This is a genomic window from Mycoplasma sp. 'Moose RK' (assembly GCF_015708155.1).
GTDB lineage: Bacteria > Bacillota_I > Bacilli_A > Mycoplasmatales > Metamycoplasmataceae > Mesomycoplasma.
In genome coordinates, this window is record NZ_JADDYD010000001.1 from 307562 (window position 1) to 325922 (window position 18361).

An 18361-nucleotide genomic window follows, 5' to 3' on the forward strand; every position below is an offset into this window, starting at 1 on the left:
TGATGATAAAATCAAAGATTTGCAAGTAAATATCTTAAATTTGCAAAATTATTAGAAGCATAAAAAATAATTTTTCCTCAACTAATTTATTTATGATCAAAAAATCCAGATCATGTAAGTTCTATTGTTCAGGAGTGGGCAAATTATCAAGGCCTTCTCAAGTTTGTAATTAAGAATTGATTCCATTAATAGTAAGTTTTTTTGTTAAATCAGATAAAATTAAAAATTCAATAGCAGAAAACAGAGTTTTCTGATTTCATTACTCATAATAAAAAAGTGGAACGGAAAATCAAATGATTTTTCCTAAATTTTTCCACTTTTTTAATTTTTTTCAAATTTTTCTTAATATAAATATGTTAAGAAAAATTGTTATTTGTTCTTTGAAAATTAAATTTTAGGAGTTGCAACAAATTTCTTAATTTTTTCTACATAGTTTAATTTTTCTCAGGGAAGAATCAAATCCTGGCGGCCAAAATGTCCATAAACAGCAAGATTTGCGTAAATTGGTTTTCACAATTCAAGTTCAGAAATTAAACTTCCAAGTCGTAAATCAAAGTTTTCTTTAATTACTTTTATTATTTGCGTATCAGAAAGCCTTGAGTTTTTTCGTTTGCCAACACTAATTGAAAGCGGCGCTTCATGACCAATTACAAAACTAAGTTGTAATTCAATTTCATCAGCAATTCCGGCAGCAACAAGATTTTTGGCAATTCAACGTGCCACATAGGCACCCGTACGGTCAACTTTTGTGTAATCTTTGCCGCTGAAAGCGCCGCCGCCATGACGGGCAGCATCACCATAGGAATCAACTATGATTTTGCGACCAGTAAGGCCAGTATCACCAATAGGGCCACCAATTGTAAAATCGCCTGATTTGTTAACTAATTTTTCAAAATCAAGGTTTAAATTATACTCTTTTGCACTAGGGATCATGATTTTATTGATTACAAAATCGACAAAATCAGTACGATTAAAATCGCTTTTGTGTTGAATTGACATTATTGTCCGCTTGAGTTTTGGTTGGTTATTAATGTAATGAATTTCAACTTGTGCTTTCATGTCAGCAAGGGCATTTTTGAATTTACCTTCAAGACGATATTTTTCGGCTTTTTGTACTAAAAGGTTTGCTAAATTTTGTGCTAAAGGCATGAAATTTGGACACTCATTGGTAGCGAAACCATAAACAATTCCTTGGTCACCGGCGCCAATTTTTCCAGATTTTTGATCAACAAGAGCGCTAATATCACTTGATTGTCGATTTACATTGGAAATAATGGTAAAATCATTTTCACTGTAGCCAATTTCAAAAAGAATTTTTCAAGCAATTTTGATCAAGTCAACATAACCTGAAGTTGAAAGTTCGCCGCCAATAATAATTAAATGGTTTGATGCCATTGTTTCGATTGCGACACGAGCATTTTTGTCCTGCAGAAGAATTGCATCAAGAATTGCATCACTAATTTGGTCACAAATTTTATCAGGGTGACCCTTGCCAACTGATTCAGCAACAGAAATTTTACTAATTGATTTGCCTTGCATTATTTTTTTATTTCCTTTTAGTTTTTAAACTAATTATTCTCAGGAGTTTTTGATGAATTTTTTGCTTTTTTTTGGGCAAAAAATTCATCAAAAGTTAATGATTTTTGTCTTTTTGTGGTCAAAGAACCATTTTGCAATTTAATAATCAGATCAGCAAGTGGTTCAACAGCAGGATCATGCGAAACCATTACAATCGTTGTTTTATATTTATGGTTGATATATTTGAGTGTTTTAAGGACAATATTAGTATTATTTTCATCAAGTGCGCCTGTTGGTTCATCAGCAAAAATAATTTTTGCGTTTTTAACAAGTGCACGTAAAATGGAGATTCGTTGTTGCTGACCCCCAGACATTTGTGAGGGGAATTTGAACTTAATTTCATCGAGTTCAAATTCACGAAAAAGTTGCTGAATATCAAGAATTTTTGCTTTGTTTTTTTGCAAATATGCACCCACTTGAACATTGTCATAGCCATTAATGTTTCCTAAAAGATTGTAAGACTGAAAAATAAAGGAAACATTTTCACGGCGGAATTTTGTTAATTCGCCGTTACTTAGATAACCTAAATTGATTTTGTCAACAATAATGTCACCTTCAGTAGCGCGGTCCAAGCCGGACATTAAGTTAAGAATCGTTGATTTACCTGACCCAGATTTTCCACTTAGAATTGCAAAATCACCTTGATTAACACTAAAATTGATATCAGAAAAAACCTTAGTGACAACTGAGCCAAAAAGGTAATATTTTGAAACATTTTTGAAATCAATAATTGAACCTACTGTATTTAAATTGTCAATTTTACCAACTTTTACTCGCGGATTATCATTTGCTCAGCGAATTAGTTTTAGTTCTTTGTTTGTAAAATTACCTTGTGAGTTTTGCTTGATCATTTGCATGGCTTGGTTTTGTTTTTGAATTCTTTTGCTTTTTGAAAAAAAGTGAAATAGCATTTTTAATCCTTTCTTATCTAAGTCAATTTTGACAAATTATAACTAAGTCTTTTCCTTAATTATGTAAACTGATTTGCGTTTAGTTAAAAAGTACCATAAAACTGCTAGGACAATAACAAAAACAACACTAACAATGACTAAAGCGCCAAAGAAAACCGGGGCAGAAAGCCCAAGTGCCAAGTAAATTGAATTTGCTGACAAAACATAAGAGTTGAAAACTGACATTAAAATCATTACAAGGGGCACAGAAATTATTGAACCAATGGCAACAACGGGTAGATAAATACCATAAAACAGGCGAATTTTGACTTTATTAGAATAACCAAGGACATCTAAAATAGCAATGTTTTGTTGGTTTTCGTTAATAATTGAGGAAGCAATTATTAATAAAATAATTAGGGCAACAACAAGAAAAATAATTACAATCATATTAATTCCGGCTTCAAAAAGTGAAGAAAAATTGGAGATGAAATTAGTTTCAATATTTTTGGCTTCAACTCCTTGAGTGACAATTTGATAAATTGTGTCGCCATAAATTTCGTTGAAATTTGATAAAGCTTTTTGCATCAAAGGAATATTTTGGTTTACAAACGAAGGGTTTGTCAATGTTTTAAAGTCCATTGGTGATGAAGTATCAAGTCATTTTTTGGAATTTTGGGGACTGTTCCAGTTGATAATTTTAATAATTTCTGCTTTTGAAAAGCCGCTAATTTGTAAAGCACCTTGATTTGGGTCGTTTTTATTTTCGCTAAAAGCAAAAATATTTGCAAAAAACCCGGTTGTGTCATCTTGATTAAGTGATTCAACCTTAATTTCGGAGCTTCCAGCTCAGTAACCAGAAGGTGAATAAAGACTAAAGGAGGTAAGAATTTGGTCAATTTTTGGTGAAGAAAGAATTATTCCGTTGAAAGGTTTTAAGTTATATTCGGCTAAATTCTGGTCAAAAAGATCAAGACCTAAAAGTTTATTGGCAAAATTTTGTGAAGTAATTAGTTCAGAATTAATGAAAGTGTTAGAAATACCAATGATTTTGAATTTTGCTGTTTTAGTTGGTTTGCCACGAATTTTATTTTCAAAGCGATTAATATTATTCAAAATTGGGAGTTCAATTACAGAATCAATACCAAGATTATGTTTTTTAGCAAAAACATAATTGACAACAAGGGGGTAAACCTCATTTTCCACTTGGAATTTGCTGATGGCTTCCAAAAGATTGTTGCCTGAACTATCAACAACTTGAAAGATCGGATTTGCAACTTTTTGGGTATTATAACCGTAAATTTTAAGTCCGTTTTCAATGTCACTGCCATTGACATAATTTGTGCTAATATAAGTATAAACTTGATTTTTAGGGAGATTTTCACCAGAATCAGGTTTAAAAGCAACACCAGAGAAGGAAACGGTGAAATCATCGCTTATTTCTGGGTTCAAATAGGATTCAACTAAAAATTTGCGATAAGCATCACGATTTTTGTCATTACCAACAATTGAAACTTCAGAAGCACGGTATTCATTTTTTTCTAGATCATATTTATAGTACCAAAAACGACCTTGATTTGGGTCATTTGAATCAACTAGATATTTAAAATAAGATTGTTTTTGTTTGATTTTTTCAGGAATATTTTGTGCTTTTTCCATTTGGGCAACAACTTTGTTGGAAATTGCGAAAATATTATTTCGCAAGGATTCAGGCAAGTTTGCAAGAACAATATCAAAAATTGTTGTTGAATTTTGTTCATTAAATTTTAAATTAAGACCTGAACGTGTAAGTACAACTGGTGTTTTCTGAATTAAGTTGTTTTTGTCAGCTTCAATTTGTTTACCTAGAATAATTGCTGATCCCGGGCGGAAATAATTTGGTGAATTTAAGTTAATTTCTGAACCTTCACCCAAAGGAACATAAAGATTTTTTTCAATTTTTTTTGCATCAAAAGGAACAAGCGGACCACCTTCTTTTGTTGGTGAATAAAGATTTAATTTGTAATTATAATGACGGTTTTCATAAGTATTTTTAATTGTGTTTTGGAAAATATTATGTGATGAAAGTGAAAAAATAAGGATAAATTGAAGGACAACAATTGCTACAATAAGGGAAATAATTTTTCAAATTGAATTGATCACAAGGGAAATTGAAAATTTGTTGATAATTCCTGTTTTTCAAAATACCTTACCAATTTTTTGGGCAAATTTTGATGAATTTACCTCAGTAATCCCTGATAATAATTGATTTGGTTTTTGTTTTAGATTTCAAAGAATCACTAAATAAATTAGGATTGAAAGTCCAGCAAATGGAAGAATTATTGAAAAAACAAAGGAAAGTGGTTCAAATTTGAAAATATCAACATCAAATTCTCAGAATTTGGACACTAGGTTTACTAAAGGTATTTTTGTAAAAAAACCAACTAAATAACCCAGACCACCACCAATTAGTGAAATCACAAGACCTACTGAAAGAAATGAAGAGGCGATTTCAAAAAGCGAGTAACCTTGAGCACGTAAAATTCCAAGTACTTTATTATTTGTGGAAATGTAACGCTTGATAATGAAAGCAACAGCAAAAAGAACCAAGACTGATAAAAATAGCGTCAAATAAAGGTTTACATTCGAAAAAGTTCACATTATATTTGTACCAACAGAAATTCGCATTGATCTTTCAGGATTCAAAAAGTCGATTTCACTAGCGCCAAAAGTTCTTTGTGTATGGTTTGTAGCAAAATTTTTAGCAATTAATTCGTCAGTTTCTTTTTTGAATTTTTCTAAATCAGTACCAGGTTTTAGTTTTACAAGCAAATAATTTTTAGCTGGATTAGAACGAAAGGAATAGCGAGCCTTATCAAAACCAAATTTATTAACATAAGCAAGGGCTTGGTTTGAAGGGTCTAAATTAATATTTTTCTCATCAATTACAGGATACAAATAATCAATTGTAAAATCAGTACCAACAATTATATATTTTAATCCACCGGCATTTAAAACATATTTTTGGTCCAATTGTTCAATTAATTTTTCAATATCACTTGCATTGTCAGGGATTTTACCATTAAAAATTTCTTTTTTGTTCGCATCCAAAAAGGATTTGTTGATTTTTACAACATAAGCACGGTTGTCATCATAATTAATTGAATTAGTTGAAAGTCTGGTGATGATGATTTTTTCAATGAATTTGTTGTAAAACTTGGAAATGTTGATCCCGAAAAATTCCGGAAATTCCTTAGCTTTTTTTGCAAGATTATTAGCAATTGATTTGAGTTGATAATAATCAAGTGAAAAAGCATTAATTGAATCAACAAAAACAAAAGCTGATTTTTTTGAAGCTGAATTTCCTGATAAAAATTTCAAAAACTCAGCCTCAACTTTTGAAGGTTCTACATTAATTTGACTGATTTTCGGAAGACGAGATTGTAAAATAAAGGCGAGGTTGAAATTATTTTCTTGCTTATTTTCAATTGATTTTGCTTGCGGGTTTGAGGCAAACCAGAGAGGAATTTGGGGAAGTTGAGCAGAAAAAAATGAGCCAAGTCCAAGCGAATCAAGATTTAAACCTGCAAGTAAAGGGTTAGAACTAGCAAACTCATTAACCAAATCAAGCATAAAATTTTTCTTGAAAGCTGAATCAGAAAATTGATCATTGAGAAGATAATTTTCCATGATGTGTTTAACTGATTCATCAAAGCGGATACTGAAAGGATAATTTTTGGAATAATAAGCTAAATATCCTAAATTTTCTACTAATTGACGGCTATTTTCTTCAAGTCAATTTTTCAATTTTTGCTTATTGCCAAATTTGTCCAAATAATCTTTGTCAAAAACAGGATCATTTAACAAATTTTTGAAATTTGTATTTGATTTTAGAAACTCTAAACTTGTCAAATAAGGTTCCAAAATTGACCTTGAAGGCGCAGGCAAACCATCAAATAAGCCTTCCTGAGTTTCCAAGTTTGCTATGCTGTTTAATAATTTAGTGTTATTTAGGTCATTTACAAGCGAACCAGAAGTTGCTTCATTAAATAATTTATTAAAAGCTTGTTGGAGATCAAAATTAGAAAGATTATTTTCAGCCACAAAACGAATTCAAAAACGATAATTTCGGAGCGCAAGATTGATAATTAAGTCGGGATTTTCAGTAATACTTTTCTGTAAATCACTAATTAAATCGCTACTTGCTGAAATATAAATTGGTTTTAGACGCAAACTTGGCGCTGAAGCAAGTCGATCATCGTTTGTATCAGGTTGAGTAATTGAGTTTGTAAGGTAGAATAAAACATCAGCAATTGAATTTTGATTTGCAAAAATTGCTGAATTTTCTAAGTCAGGAGGTTTTAAATTTGTTAAAAAATTACCTGATTTTGCGTAATTTTTAAATTTGAAAATTTTAAAAATTTCAACAATATTTTCAAGTTTAGTTTTAATTTTTGCAAGATCCGATAAATCAACAACTTTCAAATATTTGTTTAAGAAAAGTCGTTGTTGCATTGTTAATTCATTAACGCTTAAAACAGGATTTTCGGCAATTTTTGTCAAAATTGACTCTGCAATCAAGTCAATTTTTCCAATGGTAATTGAATTTGGATCTTGATTAGCTGAATTTCAGTTTGCACTAATGAATTGAAGATCATAAATGTCAATTTTTTCTTCATCGACTTCGGGCAAAAAGTAGTACAAACCAATTTGCGAACTACCAGAATCCTTACCTTTTGAGGAAGCATTTATCAATTTAATAAGTGAATTAACTGTATTTTGACGAATTTTATCAGTGTTAAACAAAGTTGCCACTAAACTAGTTAGATAATCTTGGCCAACAAGTTGTGTTTTTTGGAAAAAAACCTCATTTTTTAATGATTTTTTTTGATTTTCATTTAGTTTTAAATAATCATCATAACCTTGTGAGTTAATTGTTTTTGTCAATAATTTTAGATTTTTGGCAAAAACAGTTAAATCAAAATTGTAAACAAGTTCGGTTAAACCTTCATTAATATTTGAATAAGGTTTTTGTGGATTTCCATTTAATTTGTTAAGAATTTTAATGATTTGCTGTTGTTTGTCAGCGGCAAATTTTTTCACAATTGGTCTAACTAGAAAGCCAAGAAAACCATTTGTTTTTTCATCAACTTTTGCTGAAAACATTGCGTCAAAATTAATCTCGTTGATGATATCAACTAACCCAATTTTTGCTCTTTGTTGATCAATGGCCGGAATTAAAGCATTGACTAAATCAGCTGTTGAAAACAATTTTTTCAAATTTGGTTGATTTGGAATGTTAATATTCTCAAATCAAGTATTAAGTTTTTCAAAGAATTGACTAAAGTTAATAGAGTAAATAATTTTTTTTAGACCATTAAGAATTTTAATTGGATTTTTAATTGTTTTACTGAGGATTTCAGGAGTGGCAATGCTTTGGATTTGATCAATAATGTTAACACCAAAAGCAGAAAATAAAGGATTTAGTCCAAAAATTTGTTTCACTAAATAAAGACTTCTTTCCTCATCGGTGCTTCCTGATTTTTCAGTTATAAGAATCATTTGGTCAATGAAATTGGCTAAAATATCATTGACAATTGTGGGGCGATTGTTTTTGACAAGCAAGTAAAAGGCTCTAATAAATAAATTAGCAAGAAAATTATAATTTTTTGATTTGTACGATAAAACATCAACTAATTTTACTTCATCAGCAGCATCAGCAAGGGCGCTAACAAGCGCATCAACATCAGGTTTTAACAAAAACTCTTTGTCAACTAAAGCAGATTGATTAATGGCATCGCCGATTTGAAAAAAAAGTGATCGTGCTGATTTTTGTGTGTCAATTTCATTTTGCACATTTGCTGAAAATCAGTAATAAATTAACGGAATTGTTCTTCGATTAGAATAATTTGATAATTCCTTTAGTCAACCATTTTTACCGATTTTTGCGTCAATTTCAAAATTATTATTTTCAAGAAAATTAGCAAGAAGACTTAATGTTTTTGATTTTCGTGAAACGGGATTGTTATCAGCAATTTTAACAATGTTTTTTGGTAAAAGGATTCAATTTCTATCAGCAAAATTTTTGAAAACATAGCCAAATTGGTAATTTGGTAGTTCAACAATTCCGTGAAGATCAGTGTTTTGAATACTATTAAAGCCTAAATTAGGTTGTTGTGTTTTAATTTTTTTAAGAAAAACAATTTTTTTGTTTCTATGATATTCATAAACTAATTTTTTGTCATCCTGAAACTCAACATCACCAAAATCAACTTTTAAATCAATAAAATTAGGGTCAATTCCGTAACTTGCAAAGACTTCGCCAATAATTTTTGCTTGGAAAATTTCAGGAATTTTATTTTTGATATTCTGCAAAACTTGTCCTGATTGAGGGTATAAACGACTCATTTTGTGATTTTCTAAATCACGAATTTCCTGATAAAGACGGCCAAGTTGTTGCTCTTGGGTTTGGGTTTGATCCTGAAAATTAATAGTGTTAAAAACTTTTGGACTAATTCCAGCATTAACAAAGTGAATCACCTGTTTTGCGTTTTCTTTTGCATTTGATTCCTGATTTTCTTGTTGAACATCAATTGTAAAAGTTTGTCGACTTCCAATTGAATCAACAACATTAATTTCATTATTACCAATTTTTTGTTTGTAATTTTGCAAATACTGGTAAAAATACAAGTTTGCGTATTCTTGAACATTTTGTGAAAGTTGCTGAAAAGTTAGGTTTTTGATATTTGAATTTGACAAATTACTTAATTCATCATTTGTAATCAGCGCTAAATTATTGTTATTAAGTTTTTGAATTTGGGCAATAGAAACAGGAGTCGAATTTGGATCATTTGCTGAATAAATTGGCACAGTTAAGTCAGAAACAGATAGATCTGCTGAGCTAATTGAACTATTTTCACCATCAATTGTGGTTACACGTTTTTCTCAATAATTAATATTTTCCAAAGATTTAAATTCAGAAGACTTATTTTTTTTAAGATAAAGCAAATATTCCTTAATAAAACCAGTAAAATTTTGATTATTTTCTACTTCCTTCAATTTGTAACGGTGATTTATGTACTCAATTTTAGTACTAAGATCACGAATTCATTGTGGTTTTAGTTTATAGGTTTGACCTGGGTCAAGAATTTGAAAAGAATCTGAATTTCAATTTAAATCTTTAGAGAGTTTAAATTTTTTAGAATTAAAAGTGATTTGAATATCATTGTTATTATTTTTAAAATTAATTAAATTGCTAGAATTTGTGCTAGAATTACTAATAATTTCAAGTTGTGACCCTTTTTGCTGGATTCCCAAAAGTGCAAAAAGATCTTGCCCCTTAAGTTCAAATCCAATCCCTTGCTTTTGTCAAGTTGCCCCTAAAACAGGGTCGAAGGTAGCTTTTTTTGTCAAACCATTTATCATTAAGGAATTAACAAAACTAATTTGCGTTTTCTCACCTTGCTTAAAATAAATAAGAATGTCATTTGCCTTGTAATTTTCGCTATCTAATTCGATTTCTGTATCTTTTTTGATGTTATAGGTTTGTTTTGACTTTTCAAAATTACCATTTTGCTCAGTATAAATTGGCAAAAAAACTTGTTTTGACAAGGTAAAACTGTTATTTTCACTTAAGGTTCCATTGAGAAAATATTCACGCGCAAAATCAGCGCTTGAAACAAATTTGTTAGCGTTACTTGTCCCATTTAAGATTGAATCAAGACTGATAAAAGAGTCATTAATTACAAGTTGTCTTTTGCTAATTGTGGTTTCAAGTGGTTTATAAACATCAGGATCTAGGGCGTCATAACCGTTATTTTGGGCATTACCAAAATAATTAAACTCAGTGTTAATTGTTGCATCTTGTAATTTTGAAAATTGCTTGTATTCACCAAGTCGCTTCACGTATGCTTGATTAGTGCTAAATAAAAGTGTAAAGACTCCGGCAGTAAAAAAAACAAGGGTTATTAGACCAACAAAAATAACCTTTGTTTTTAGGAACATCGCAAATATATGTTTGAAAATATTTTTCATGATCCAAACCACCTTTTCAAAGTATTCAATAAATTATATATTAGCATCATGCAAAATTAAAAAATTTTATCATTTTTTTGCCAAAGTTGAATTTTGTAATATAATTTTACTGCAATTGGATTTGTTCAACAGAGGGAAAAAGGAAAAAATGACTAACATTTTATACATTAAGTCGCATTTGGGTGAAAAATCAACCTGTAACAGGGTTGCTGACATTTTTATTGAAAATTACCAAAAAATTAATAATGATGCAAAAATCCTTAAGTTTGACCTTAATAATGAAAAAGTTGGGAAAATTTCTCTCAATGCTGAAAATTTTTCTGACTTTTGACAACAAGTTAATGCTGATTTTTGAATAAATCAGCTGAAAAACGCAAAAAAAGTGATTATTTCTACGCCAATAATCAATTGGGGCTATACTGCGCAAATCAAGAATTTTTTTGATGCTGTTTGCCTTGCTGACAAAACATTTTCTTATAAGTATTCAAAAAAAGACGGCGCTATTGGTCTACTTGACAACATTGAAAATGTGCAAATTATCATAAGTTCACACTCAAAAAAATCTGATTTTGTGAACCCAAGCCCAGTTGAGACTATTGCTGGAACCTTTAAATTTTTAGGGGCAAAAAAAATCAATTCACCCTTGATTATTGAAGAGTCACACCGTTTTAAGGATAATGAGTTTGATCAAAAAACACTTGCAAACATTGAAAACGCGGCAAAAATTTTTTAAAAAGGAAGAAAATATGAACATTTTGGTGATAAAGTCTTCTGTAAACGAAAAAAAAGGGGCATATTCATCGCATCTTTCCGATATTTTTGTTGATTTTTATTCTAAAAATCATCCTGAAGCCAAAATTGAGGTTTTTGATTTAAATAAATTTCAATTGGCAAGTACAAATTTAAGCCTTGAAAATTATGAAAATGGTTCTTTTTATAATGAAGTTAATGCTGATTTTTGGATTGACAAATTAAAAAGTGTTGATAAAGTAGTTTTTTCAACTTCAATGACGAATTTTAATTATTCAGCAACAACAAAAAACTTTTTTGATGCAATTACCTTGCCAAATAAAACTTTTACTTTGGATAAAAAAACTGGAAAATACACAGGACTACTAAATAACATTAAAAATGTACAAATTTTGACAGCACAAGGCGCACCAATTGGTTGGTATCCTTTTGGCGATCACACCTCAATCATTAAACAAATTTTTGAATTTCTTGGTGCAAATGTTTCTGCAAAACCTTTTGTTTTAGCAGGTACAAAACTTGCTTTGGCCAGTCAAAAAACAGTCGCTGAATTTACAAAAGAATTTTCCGATTCACTCCTTGAATTAGCACAGGTTTTCTAAAATTTTTTCACAAGAAAGGAACTATAATGAAAAAAAATATTCACCCTGAAACACACGATTTAACTTTAACTTGCTCAACTTGCAACTCAGAATTTACTATTAAAACCGTTATTGAAAAATTTTCAATTGACATTTGTTCTGGTTGTCACCCACAATTCACTGGTGACCGTTCTCTAAATCGAACAACTGGAAGAATTGAAAGATTTCGTCGCATGGCTGCAAAAGCTAAAAGCGCAAATCAAGGAAATAAAAAAGACTAATGAAAACAAATGAATTATTGCATCAATTACAAGCAAGCTTGACTGTTTTTTATGCAAATCTTAAGAATTTTCACTGAAATCTAGTGGATCAAAATTTTCTTGTAATTCACAAATACACTGATAAATTGGCCCAAAAAACTAATGATTTTATTGATGAAGTTGCTGAAAAAATTCGCGCACTTGACGAAATTGCTTTTGCAAGCTTTGCAGAAATCCAGCAAAATGCAAAGCTTGAATTTTTGCAAGCAAGAGTTTGAAATGGTTTTGACGTAATCAACGAAATTGCCGCACAAATTAAAATTATTCTTCAAATATGTGAGAAAATTCAAGGCAAGAATATATCTTTTGCTGTTACAACAATTTTACCTTTAATTGATGAATTAATCATTTTTTATCACAAGGAACTTTGGAAAGTTAATGCCCAACTACCAAAATCTTAGTTTTATTTTCAGTGAAAATCCCATTAGAATTGACATTTTAGTTGCAAAAGTTACTAATTTATCAAGGACGATTGCCCACAGTTTGATTCTAACAAAAAAAGTTTGAATTGATGATAATTTAGTTGAAAAAAAGAACCAAATTGTTAAAACGGGACAAAAAGTTACTATTTTAAATGATTTTGAACCACCAAAAGTTTCACTTTTACCGGCAAAAATTGATTTTGAACTTGTTTTTCAAGATGAAAATTTGCTTGTAATTAACAAACCTAAAAATCTAGTCGTCCATCCTGGAATCGGTAATTGAGATAAAACCTTAGTCAACGGAATTATTGGTCATTTGCAAGAAAACCTTGATGAACTTGATCAAGTTCGCCCAGGAATCATTCATCGACTTGACAAAGATACAACTGGTTTGCTTTTGGTTGCAAAAAATGCCAAATCCCATCACTTTTTTGCAAATCAGCTTGCAAAAAAAGAAATTAAAAGATTTTATATGGCAATTGTGGTAGGTCTAATTCCTAATAAGCATTTAAAAATTAATTTGCCAATTGCACGTGATCCAAAGAATCGCCTAAAAAAAACTATAAGTTATTTTAATTCCAAAAATGCAGTCACTTATGTTGAACTAGTGCGCCATTTTAGTTATAAATCAGAAAATTTCAGCCTCATTAAGTGCCAACTTGAAACTGGGCGAACACATCAAATTCGCATCCACCTTGCACACATTGGTTTCCCACTTTATGGCGATCCACTTTATGGCAAAAAAGTGGATAATTTGAATCAACGATTACATGCTTATAAAATAATTTTTACAAACATAGATGGCAAAATTTGTAAATTTAAAACTGAATTACCGCCGGAATTTGCAATTGCTTTTCAGAACTAATACAAAAATTTAAATTTTTGTCCTAATTCCAATCACCAAAGACATCAACTTTTTGAGAATCATCAAAACCATTCGGGAACAAGTAGGTCTTGACACCTTTATCTTTATAAAGTTGCTGCATTGCTTGAAAATAGGATTTTCTTTGGTGTTTTGAGCCATAAATTAGGTCATATTTTGGTAAATTGTAGCTACCATAATAACCTTTGTAATCATTTCCATATGATCTTAAATTTAAAGAAACAGCAGTTGATGCCCGAGCATCAGTGGCAAAAATAAGTGAATAAAGTTTATTGTCCTTGTATATTCCAGTTCCTGACATTCCACCACCACCTGTAAAATTGTCAAGCAAAGTTCCTAAACCTCAAAATAAATAGGGAACAGTTGTGAACTGATTTTTTGAGTTATCAAATTTAGTAATCCTTATAAAACCATTACTTACAAATGGAGTTGAGATAAAAATATCAGTTAATCCTGGTTTATTAACAAAGGATCGATAGGATCTTGATCAAGCAAGATCACCACCATTTTTTAGTTTTTCATTTTCTGTGTCCTGATTAAAATAAAGTTCATTGTCTTTATTTACATAAGGGCTTACGCTATATTTTCTTGTATCTCAAGCATTTTTGTTCTTAAATTCATCTAATGTGGTTTTTAATTCTGCTTCAGAAAGCGGAAATCCTAAACCATAAAATTGATTTGCGGGTAGTTTTTGATATTGGTCATCATTTAAAAGATCAGAATCTGAAGTGATAGTCGATGATTTATCCTTGCTTTTTTGATCTTTGTGGTCTTCATACCAGTCTTTGGTAATTTTTTTTGCTTGTTCTTCATTGTCAAAAGTGACTTCCATGATGGCAAAATCAAGTAATTCTTGAATATCTTTATATTTTTCTTGACTTGTAAAGTCACCTGGTTTTTTTTCAAAAACATTTGAGCCAAAAACAATTGTTCTAACGTTTAACTCAGCATCGGCTGGAATTGACTGATTATTATTAATTTTATCATCATTAACTCGATAATTTGATTGATCAAGTTGTTTTCCAGCATTGTGAATATTGGTTGACTTTGTCCGAACAGTCAAATTTACAGTGTCATAATAGGTATCTTTTCTTGATTCGCCAGTTGTTGTCATTACATTATTTAGTCCAACTGAACTTTTGATTTTCGTAAAATCAATACTTCAAGTATTATATTGGCGATTATGCGTATTGTAGGCATCATCATCTCGCCCATAAATTTTACCGCTGTGATAATCATTTGCCACCTGAAGTCTATTTAACACATGGGCGTTAGTGATAAAATATCAAGTTAATGGATATTTTCCATCATTTTCTTTTTTATAGTCAATAATATTTAAAGTTCCTCGGTGAGTACCACTAAAATGAACAACTTCAGTAGGTGGCAAATAATCAGGCACACCTTCTTTTCCATCATGGGTTTTTAGATATTGACCATTTCTGAATGTAACCGAAATTGCACTTTTGGTTAAATTTTTGTATTCATTATTTGGTAACATTCGTGGTAACCCAACTCTTCCAGGCCCACCACGCAAAAGCGCTCCTGTTTGTGGGTCAAGGTGAATTGCAGGAGATGTGTCTCCCTTATGATATTCAGGGATATCAATACCAGAAATTGAACCAGAATTGTCATATTTTGGCAACACAAAGGTACGTTGGGCTGCATTATCATACAAAGGTTGGCCTGATTCCTTTGCTTTGTTATCAATTATTGATTTCAAATTTTCAGGTAATTTTTTTGTGTTTCCAAGCGGATAATCAGCAAGCCCATCAGGGTCATCAAGACCAATAACTTTAGCGCCACCGCCGCCATATTTTTCAAGAAAATACCTTCATTCATGATCAGGGAAATCATATTTATATTGATCTTCAACAATTCTTTTTCCATCCCTTATAATTGATCAATTTTGACCTTTAGGGGCAATTTCGCTTAATTTTTTATAATATTCATTAACCTTAGCTTCTGGTATTTCAGGGGCTTTTTGTGGTGGTAATTGCTGTTTTTTTGCAACAGGTTTTAAAACATCAAGAAAAGAGCCAATAATTAGTTTCGTTAAATTATCAGTTTTATAGCCATTTTTTTGAACTTGAGTATCTAAGGTTTTTTTGGCATTATCCCAATCATTTTGCTTTTGTTCTAAATCAGGATTCTGAAAAAGCTTAGGTAAAGAAGCTTTAATTTCATCCAGTTTTTTGGAAAAATCTTGGTAGGTTGCTTCAGAAGGAACACTTTCAAAACTTGAATAAGAGGCATTTACCTGATTTTCTAAAGATTTTTTGGTATTTTCATCAAATTTTGCGCTATTTTCATCAGTGCTTACTTGATTTTCTGACTTAGCTTTCTCATCATTTTTATTGCCACTAAGCTCAGTTTTTGCACCACATGAAAAAAATACAAAACTACTAAAACTAAGACCCATAAGCAAAAAAATTGCTTTGTTTTTCATTAAAAAATCTCTTTTCTTCATATATTACCTCTAAAAATTAAATTAGACAAGACCTTGAGAAATAGAACCAGCACCATTGGATTGTTTTTCTACTAACACTTGTGCAAGACCAATGGTTGAACCTATTTGTGATCTTACACTATCATTTTCAACAAAAATTTGGGTAATGTTATTGCCTGAGCCATTTGCTACCTCAATAAATTTTTTAAGTTGCTCAATTGCATCACCACTTGGAGTTCCTGATATATAAACAGGGTATGAATTTATTTGTTGGCCAGAAACTTTGACAACAACTTTAGGATTATTCATTGGTACAGGTTCTGAAAATCTCTCAGTAAATTGTGCGCCATCAAGGTCAGAAAACTTAAAGTTTAGACTTTTTGAGCTACCAGCTGATTCTGATCCTTTAATAATTAATTTGCTAAACTTTAATTTTCTAAACCCGGTGTAATTTTCCTTGGCATAAGGGTCATCTTTCCAATTTTTAACTTTTTCATTGAATTTTTGGTCAAACTCATTAAACTTGATGTTTTTAAAAGTGTTAACATCAGTTTCAGAAAAATCAAGGGTTGTGGGCCAACCACCCTTGCCACCAAAGTTTCCTTGGAACACTCTTTGGTTAATTTTTGAATCAAAAACAATTGAAAGACCCTCATTTATTTTATTGATATCATCACCTTTTTCTCATCTAAGACCCTGGAAAATGATTGAACCACCAATTTTACCTGATGATGGATCAAAAGTAGCCTGATTGTTATAATCAAAGCTAATAAAGTCAACATTATTAAGTGCATTTGGATTAATGGTTCATTCTTCATTTAACGAGTTAATTTCAGTATAAATTGATAATTCCTTTAATTTTTTGTTTTCAAGACCACGAAGTGATTTAGTGGCATTTGTGTTATTTAAAAATACAGAAACTGTATTTATTTGACTAGGAATTGCTTTTAAAATTTCAGCTGCATTTTGTAATGAGTGAGTTTCCCCAATGTTTTTAATTCGGATTGCTTGAACTTTATTGTCTTTTTGGGAAATTTTTGACATAATTTCTTTAAATTTTTCAAAAGCATTATTATCATTTGCATCAAGTTCTATCAATTTTAAAGCTTGTCTACTTTTATCCTCATTGTCAGCATTAGGTGTGTATTCATAAACCTTGATTGAATTAGTGTGACCATTAATTTCACTTGAAAAAGAACTACTTACATCATTTTTTGTTCATCCAGGAAAATTACCATTTGAAATATTATCAGGCGTAAGTCCATACCAACTTGGTGTATTGAAAGTCCTATTTTTATTGTGTTGTTTTAGCCGATTTAATGTCGGATTTTTATTTTCATCTTCATAGACTCAAACATTTGGTGATTCAGTTGAAGGTACCAAACCTTGTCTTAATGATTTTAATTCCTCAGGAGTAAATGAGGTTTTTGGCGCTCTTCTTCTTAATTCTTCAAGATATGCTTTCTCTTTTTCTAAATTATATTTGGGAAGATTAATTCGATTTTGGTAAATTTCTTTTCAAAGATCTTTTCCAGCTTGTGTTTTTGGGATCTTACCGCGAATATGATCTTTATCAAAATCTTCTTTGTAGGAACGTTCAATTTCATTAACTTGAGCTTGTAAGGCAGCAACACTTTGTTCATATTTTTTAATTTCAGCTGCTAACCCTTGTTTGTAGCGATCAAGTGCATTTTGAATTTGTTGGTTAGAAACTGTGCCTTGTTCTCTTTTTTCGCCAGGAGTATCAGAAACTATCGGTGAATCAATTACTTTAGGAATTGTTTTTTCAGCAGAAGGAGCAGGAGTTTCAATTACCTTTTCAGGAATTTTTAAAGAGGGTGGTTTTGGAGAGAGAGAGAGAGAGAGGAGGTTTTACTGCGATTACTTTTGGTTTTTCAGGTTTTGGTGGCTCAATAGGTTTAGGTTTTTCTGTTTCTTTTTTAATCTCAGGTTTAATTAAATCAACTTTTGGCTGATTATTCTGAAGGGGTTTTAATTTTGAATTTGTGACAGGCGAAAAAAAAGTCAAATCATTTGGGTCAGTGGATTTTATGACTGAAGGTAAAGATGAGCTGTAACTAATTCGGTTACTAAATGATAAAAAATTAGTAATTTGCGAAGTAAGAAAAGAACTGCCAACGATAATTGCTGAAAAGGTAGACACAATTACAAGTTTTTTTCTACGAGAAAAGTATGGTGCCATAATTTTTCCTTTCTTATTTCAATGTTTTTATAAAATTATAGTAGATTTTTATTTTTTTGTGTGACAATTTTAATTTTTCTAATGTTTTTTAGCTTAATTTTTTCATTTTTATTTTTTTAATATTAAGAAGGTGATTTCAATTTTGAAAGATTTCAAAACATTTTTGAAGAATTAAGTTTAGAAATTGCATTACTAATTAAATTATTGATAGTAATTTTTGAAGTAAATCAGTAGAAAGAATTCAAACAATTAGTTTTTTTTTTTTTTTTAATAAT

Annotated in this window: 11 protein-coding genes; 5 read left to right on the top strand and 6 right to left on the bottom strand. The window is 30.5% G+C overall.

Annotation, left to right across the window (positions count from 1 at the left end; all coding sequences use genetic code 4):
* Nucleotides 1-387 precede the first annotated feature (387 nt).
* The 3 genes from metK to IM807_RS01180 are packed head-to-tail and all read right to left on the bottom strand — an operon-like array spanning nt 388 to nt 10481.
* Nucleotides 388-1539, bottom strand: coding sequence for a methionine adenosyltransferase (gene metK, locus IM807_RS01170; RefSeq protein ID WP_196362754.1), 1152 nt, complete (start codon nt 1537-1539; stop codon nt 388-390).
* Nucleotides 1540-1568: 29 nt separating this feature from the next.
* Nucleotides 1569-2489 carry an ABC transporter ATP-binding protein gene (locus IM807_RS01175; protein WP_196362755.1) on the bottom strand — a complete coding sequence of 307 codons (921 nt, stop codon included), beginning with the start codon at nt 2487-2489 and terminating at the stop codon, nt 1569-1571.
* A gap of 42 nt (nt 2490-2531) precedes the next feature.
* Nucleotides 2532-10481 (bottom strand): ABC transporter permease, encoded by a 7950-nt coding sequence (locus IM807_RS01180; protein WP_196362756.1) that lies wholly within the window; start codon nt 10479-10481, stop codon nt 2532-2534.
* Nucleotides 10482-10629: 148 nt separating this feature from the next.
* Between IM807_RS01180 and IM807_RS01185 the strand changes: the two genes are divergently transcribed.
* Genes IM807_RS01185 through IM807_RS01205 form a run of 5 tightly spaced genes read left to right on the top strand, consistent with a single transcriptional unit; the run spans nt 10630 to nt 13419 of the window.
* Complete coding sequence (locus tag IM807_RS01185; protein ID WP_196362757.1) at nt 10630-11214, top strand: FMN-dependent NADH-azoreductase; 585 nt, start codon at nt 10630-10632, stop codon at nt 11212-11214.
* A 13-nt stretch (nt 11215-11227) separates the two neighbouring features.
* The gene (locus tag IM807_RS01190) at nt 11228-11833 is read left to right on the top strand and encodes an FMN-dependent NADH-azoreductase (protein ID WP_196362758.1); all 606 of its coding nucleotides are present in this window, start codon (nt 11228-11230) and stop codon (nt 11831-11833) included.
* A 26-nt stretch (nt 11834-11859) separates the two neighbouring features.
* On the top strand, nt 11860-12093 hold the full coding sequence (gene rpmE, locus IM807_RS01195) for a 50S ribosomal protein L31 (RefSeq protein WP_196362759.1): 234 nt from the start codon (nt 11860-11862) through the stop codon (nt 12091-12093).
* Entirely contained in the window at nt 12093-12533 is a 441-nt protein-coding gene (locus IM807_RS01200; protein WP_196362760.1) for a DNA starvation/stationary phase protection protein, read from the top strand. The genes rpmE and IM807_RS01200 overlap by 1 nt, the downstream gene beginning before the upstream one ends.
* Nucleotides 12511-13419: an RluA family pseudouridine synthase gene (locus tag IM807_RS01205; RefSeq protein WP_196362761.1), complete on the top strand. Its 909-nt coding sequence runs from the start codon at nt 12511-12513 to the stop codon at nt 13417-13419. The genes IM807_RS01200 and IM807_RS01205 overlap by 23 nt, the downstream gene beginning before the upstream one ends.
* A gap of 22 nt (nt 13420-13441) precedes the next feature.
* Here the strand turns inward: IM807_RS01205 and mip are convergent, their stop codons facing one another.
* From mip to IM807_RS03620, 3 genes are read right to left on the bottom strand one after another with little or no spacing between them, the layout of a single operon-like run.
* On the bottom strand, nt 13442-15904 hold the full coding sequence (gene mip / locus IM807_RS04195) for an Ig-specific serine endopeptidase MIP (protein ID WP_196362762.1): 2463 nt from the start codon (nt 15902-15904) through the stop codon (nt 13442-13444).
* Nucleotides 15905-15925: 21 nt separating this feature from the next.
* A complete protein-coding gene (locus IM807_RS01215; RefSeq protein WP_308699297.1) occupies nt 15926-17716 on the bottom strand; it encodes a putative immunoglobulin-blocking virulence protein in 1791 nt (596 codons plus the stop codon).
* The gene (locus IM807_RS03620) at nt 17655-18086 is read right to left on the bottom strand and encodes a hypothetical protein (RefSeq protein WP_230861150.1); all 432 of its coding nucleotides are present in this window, start codon (nt 18084-18086) and stop codon (nt 17655-17657) included. Before IM807_RS03620 ends, IM807_RS01215 begins: the two co-directional genes overlap by 62 nt.
* Nucleotides 18087-18361: the final 275 nt, after the last annotated feature.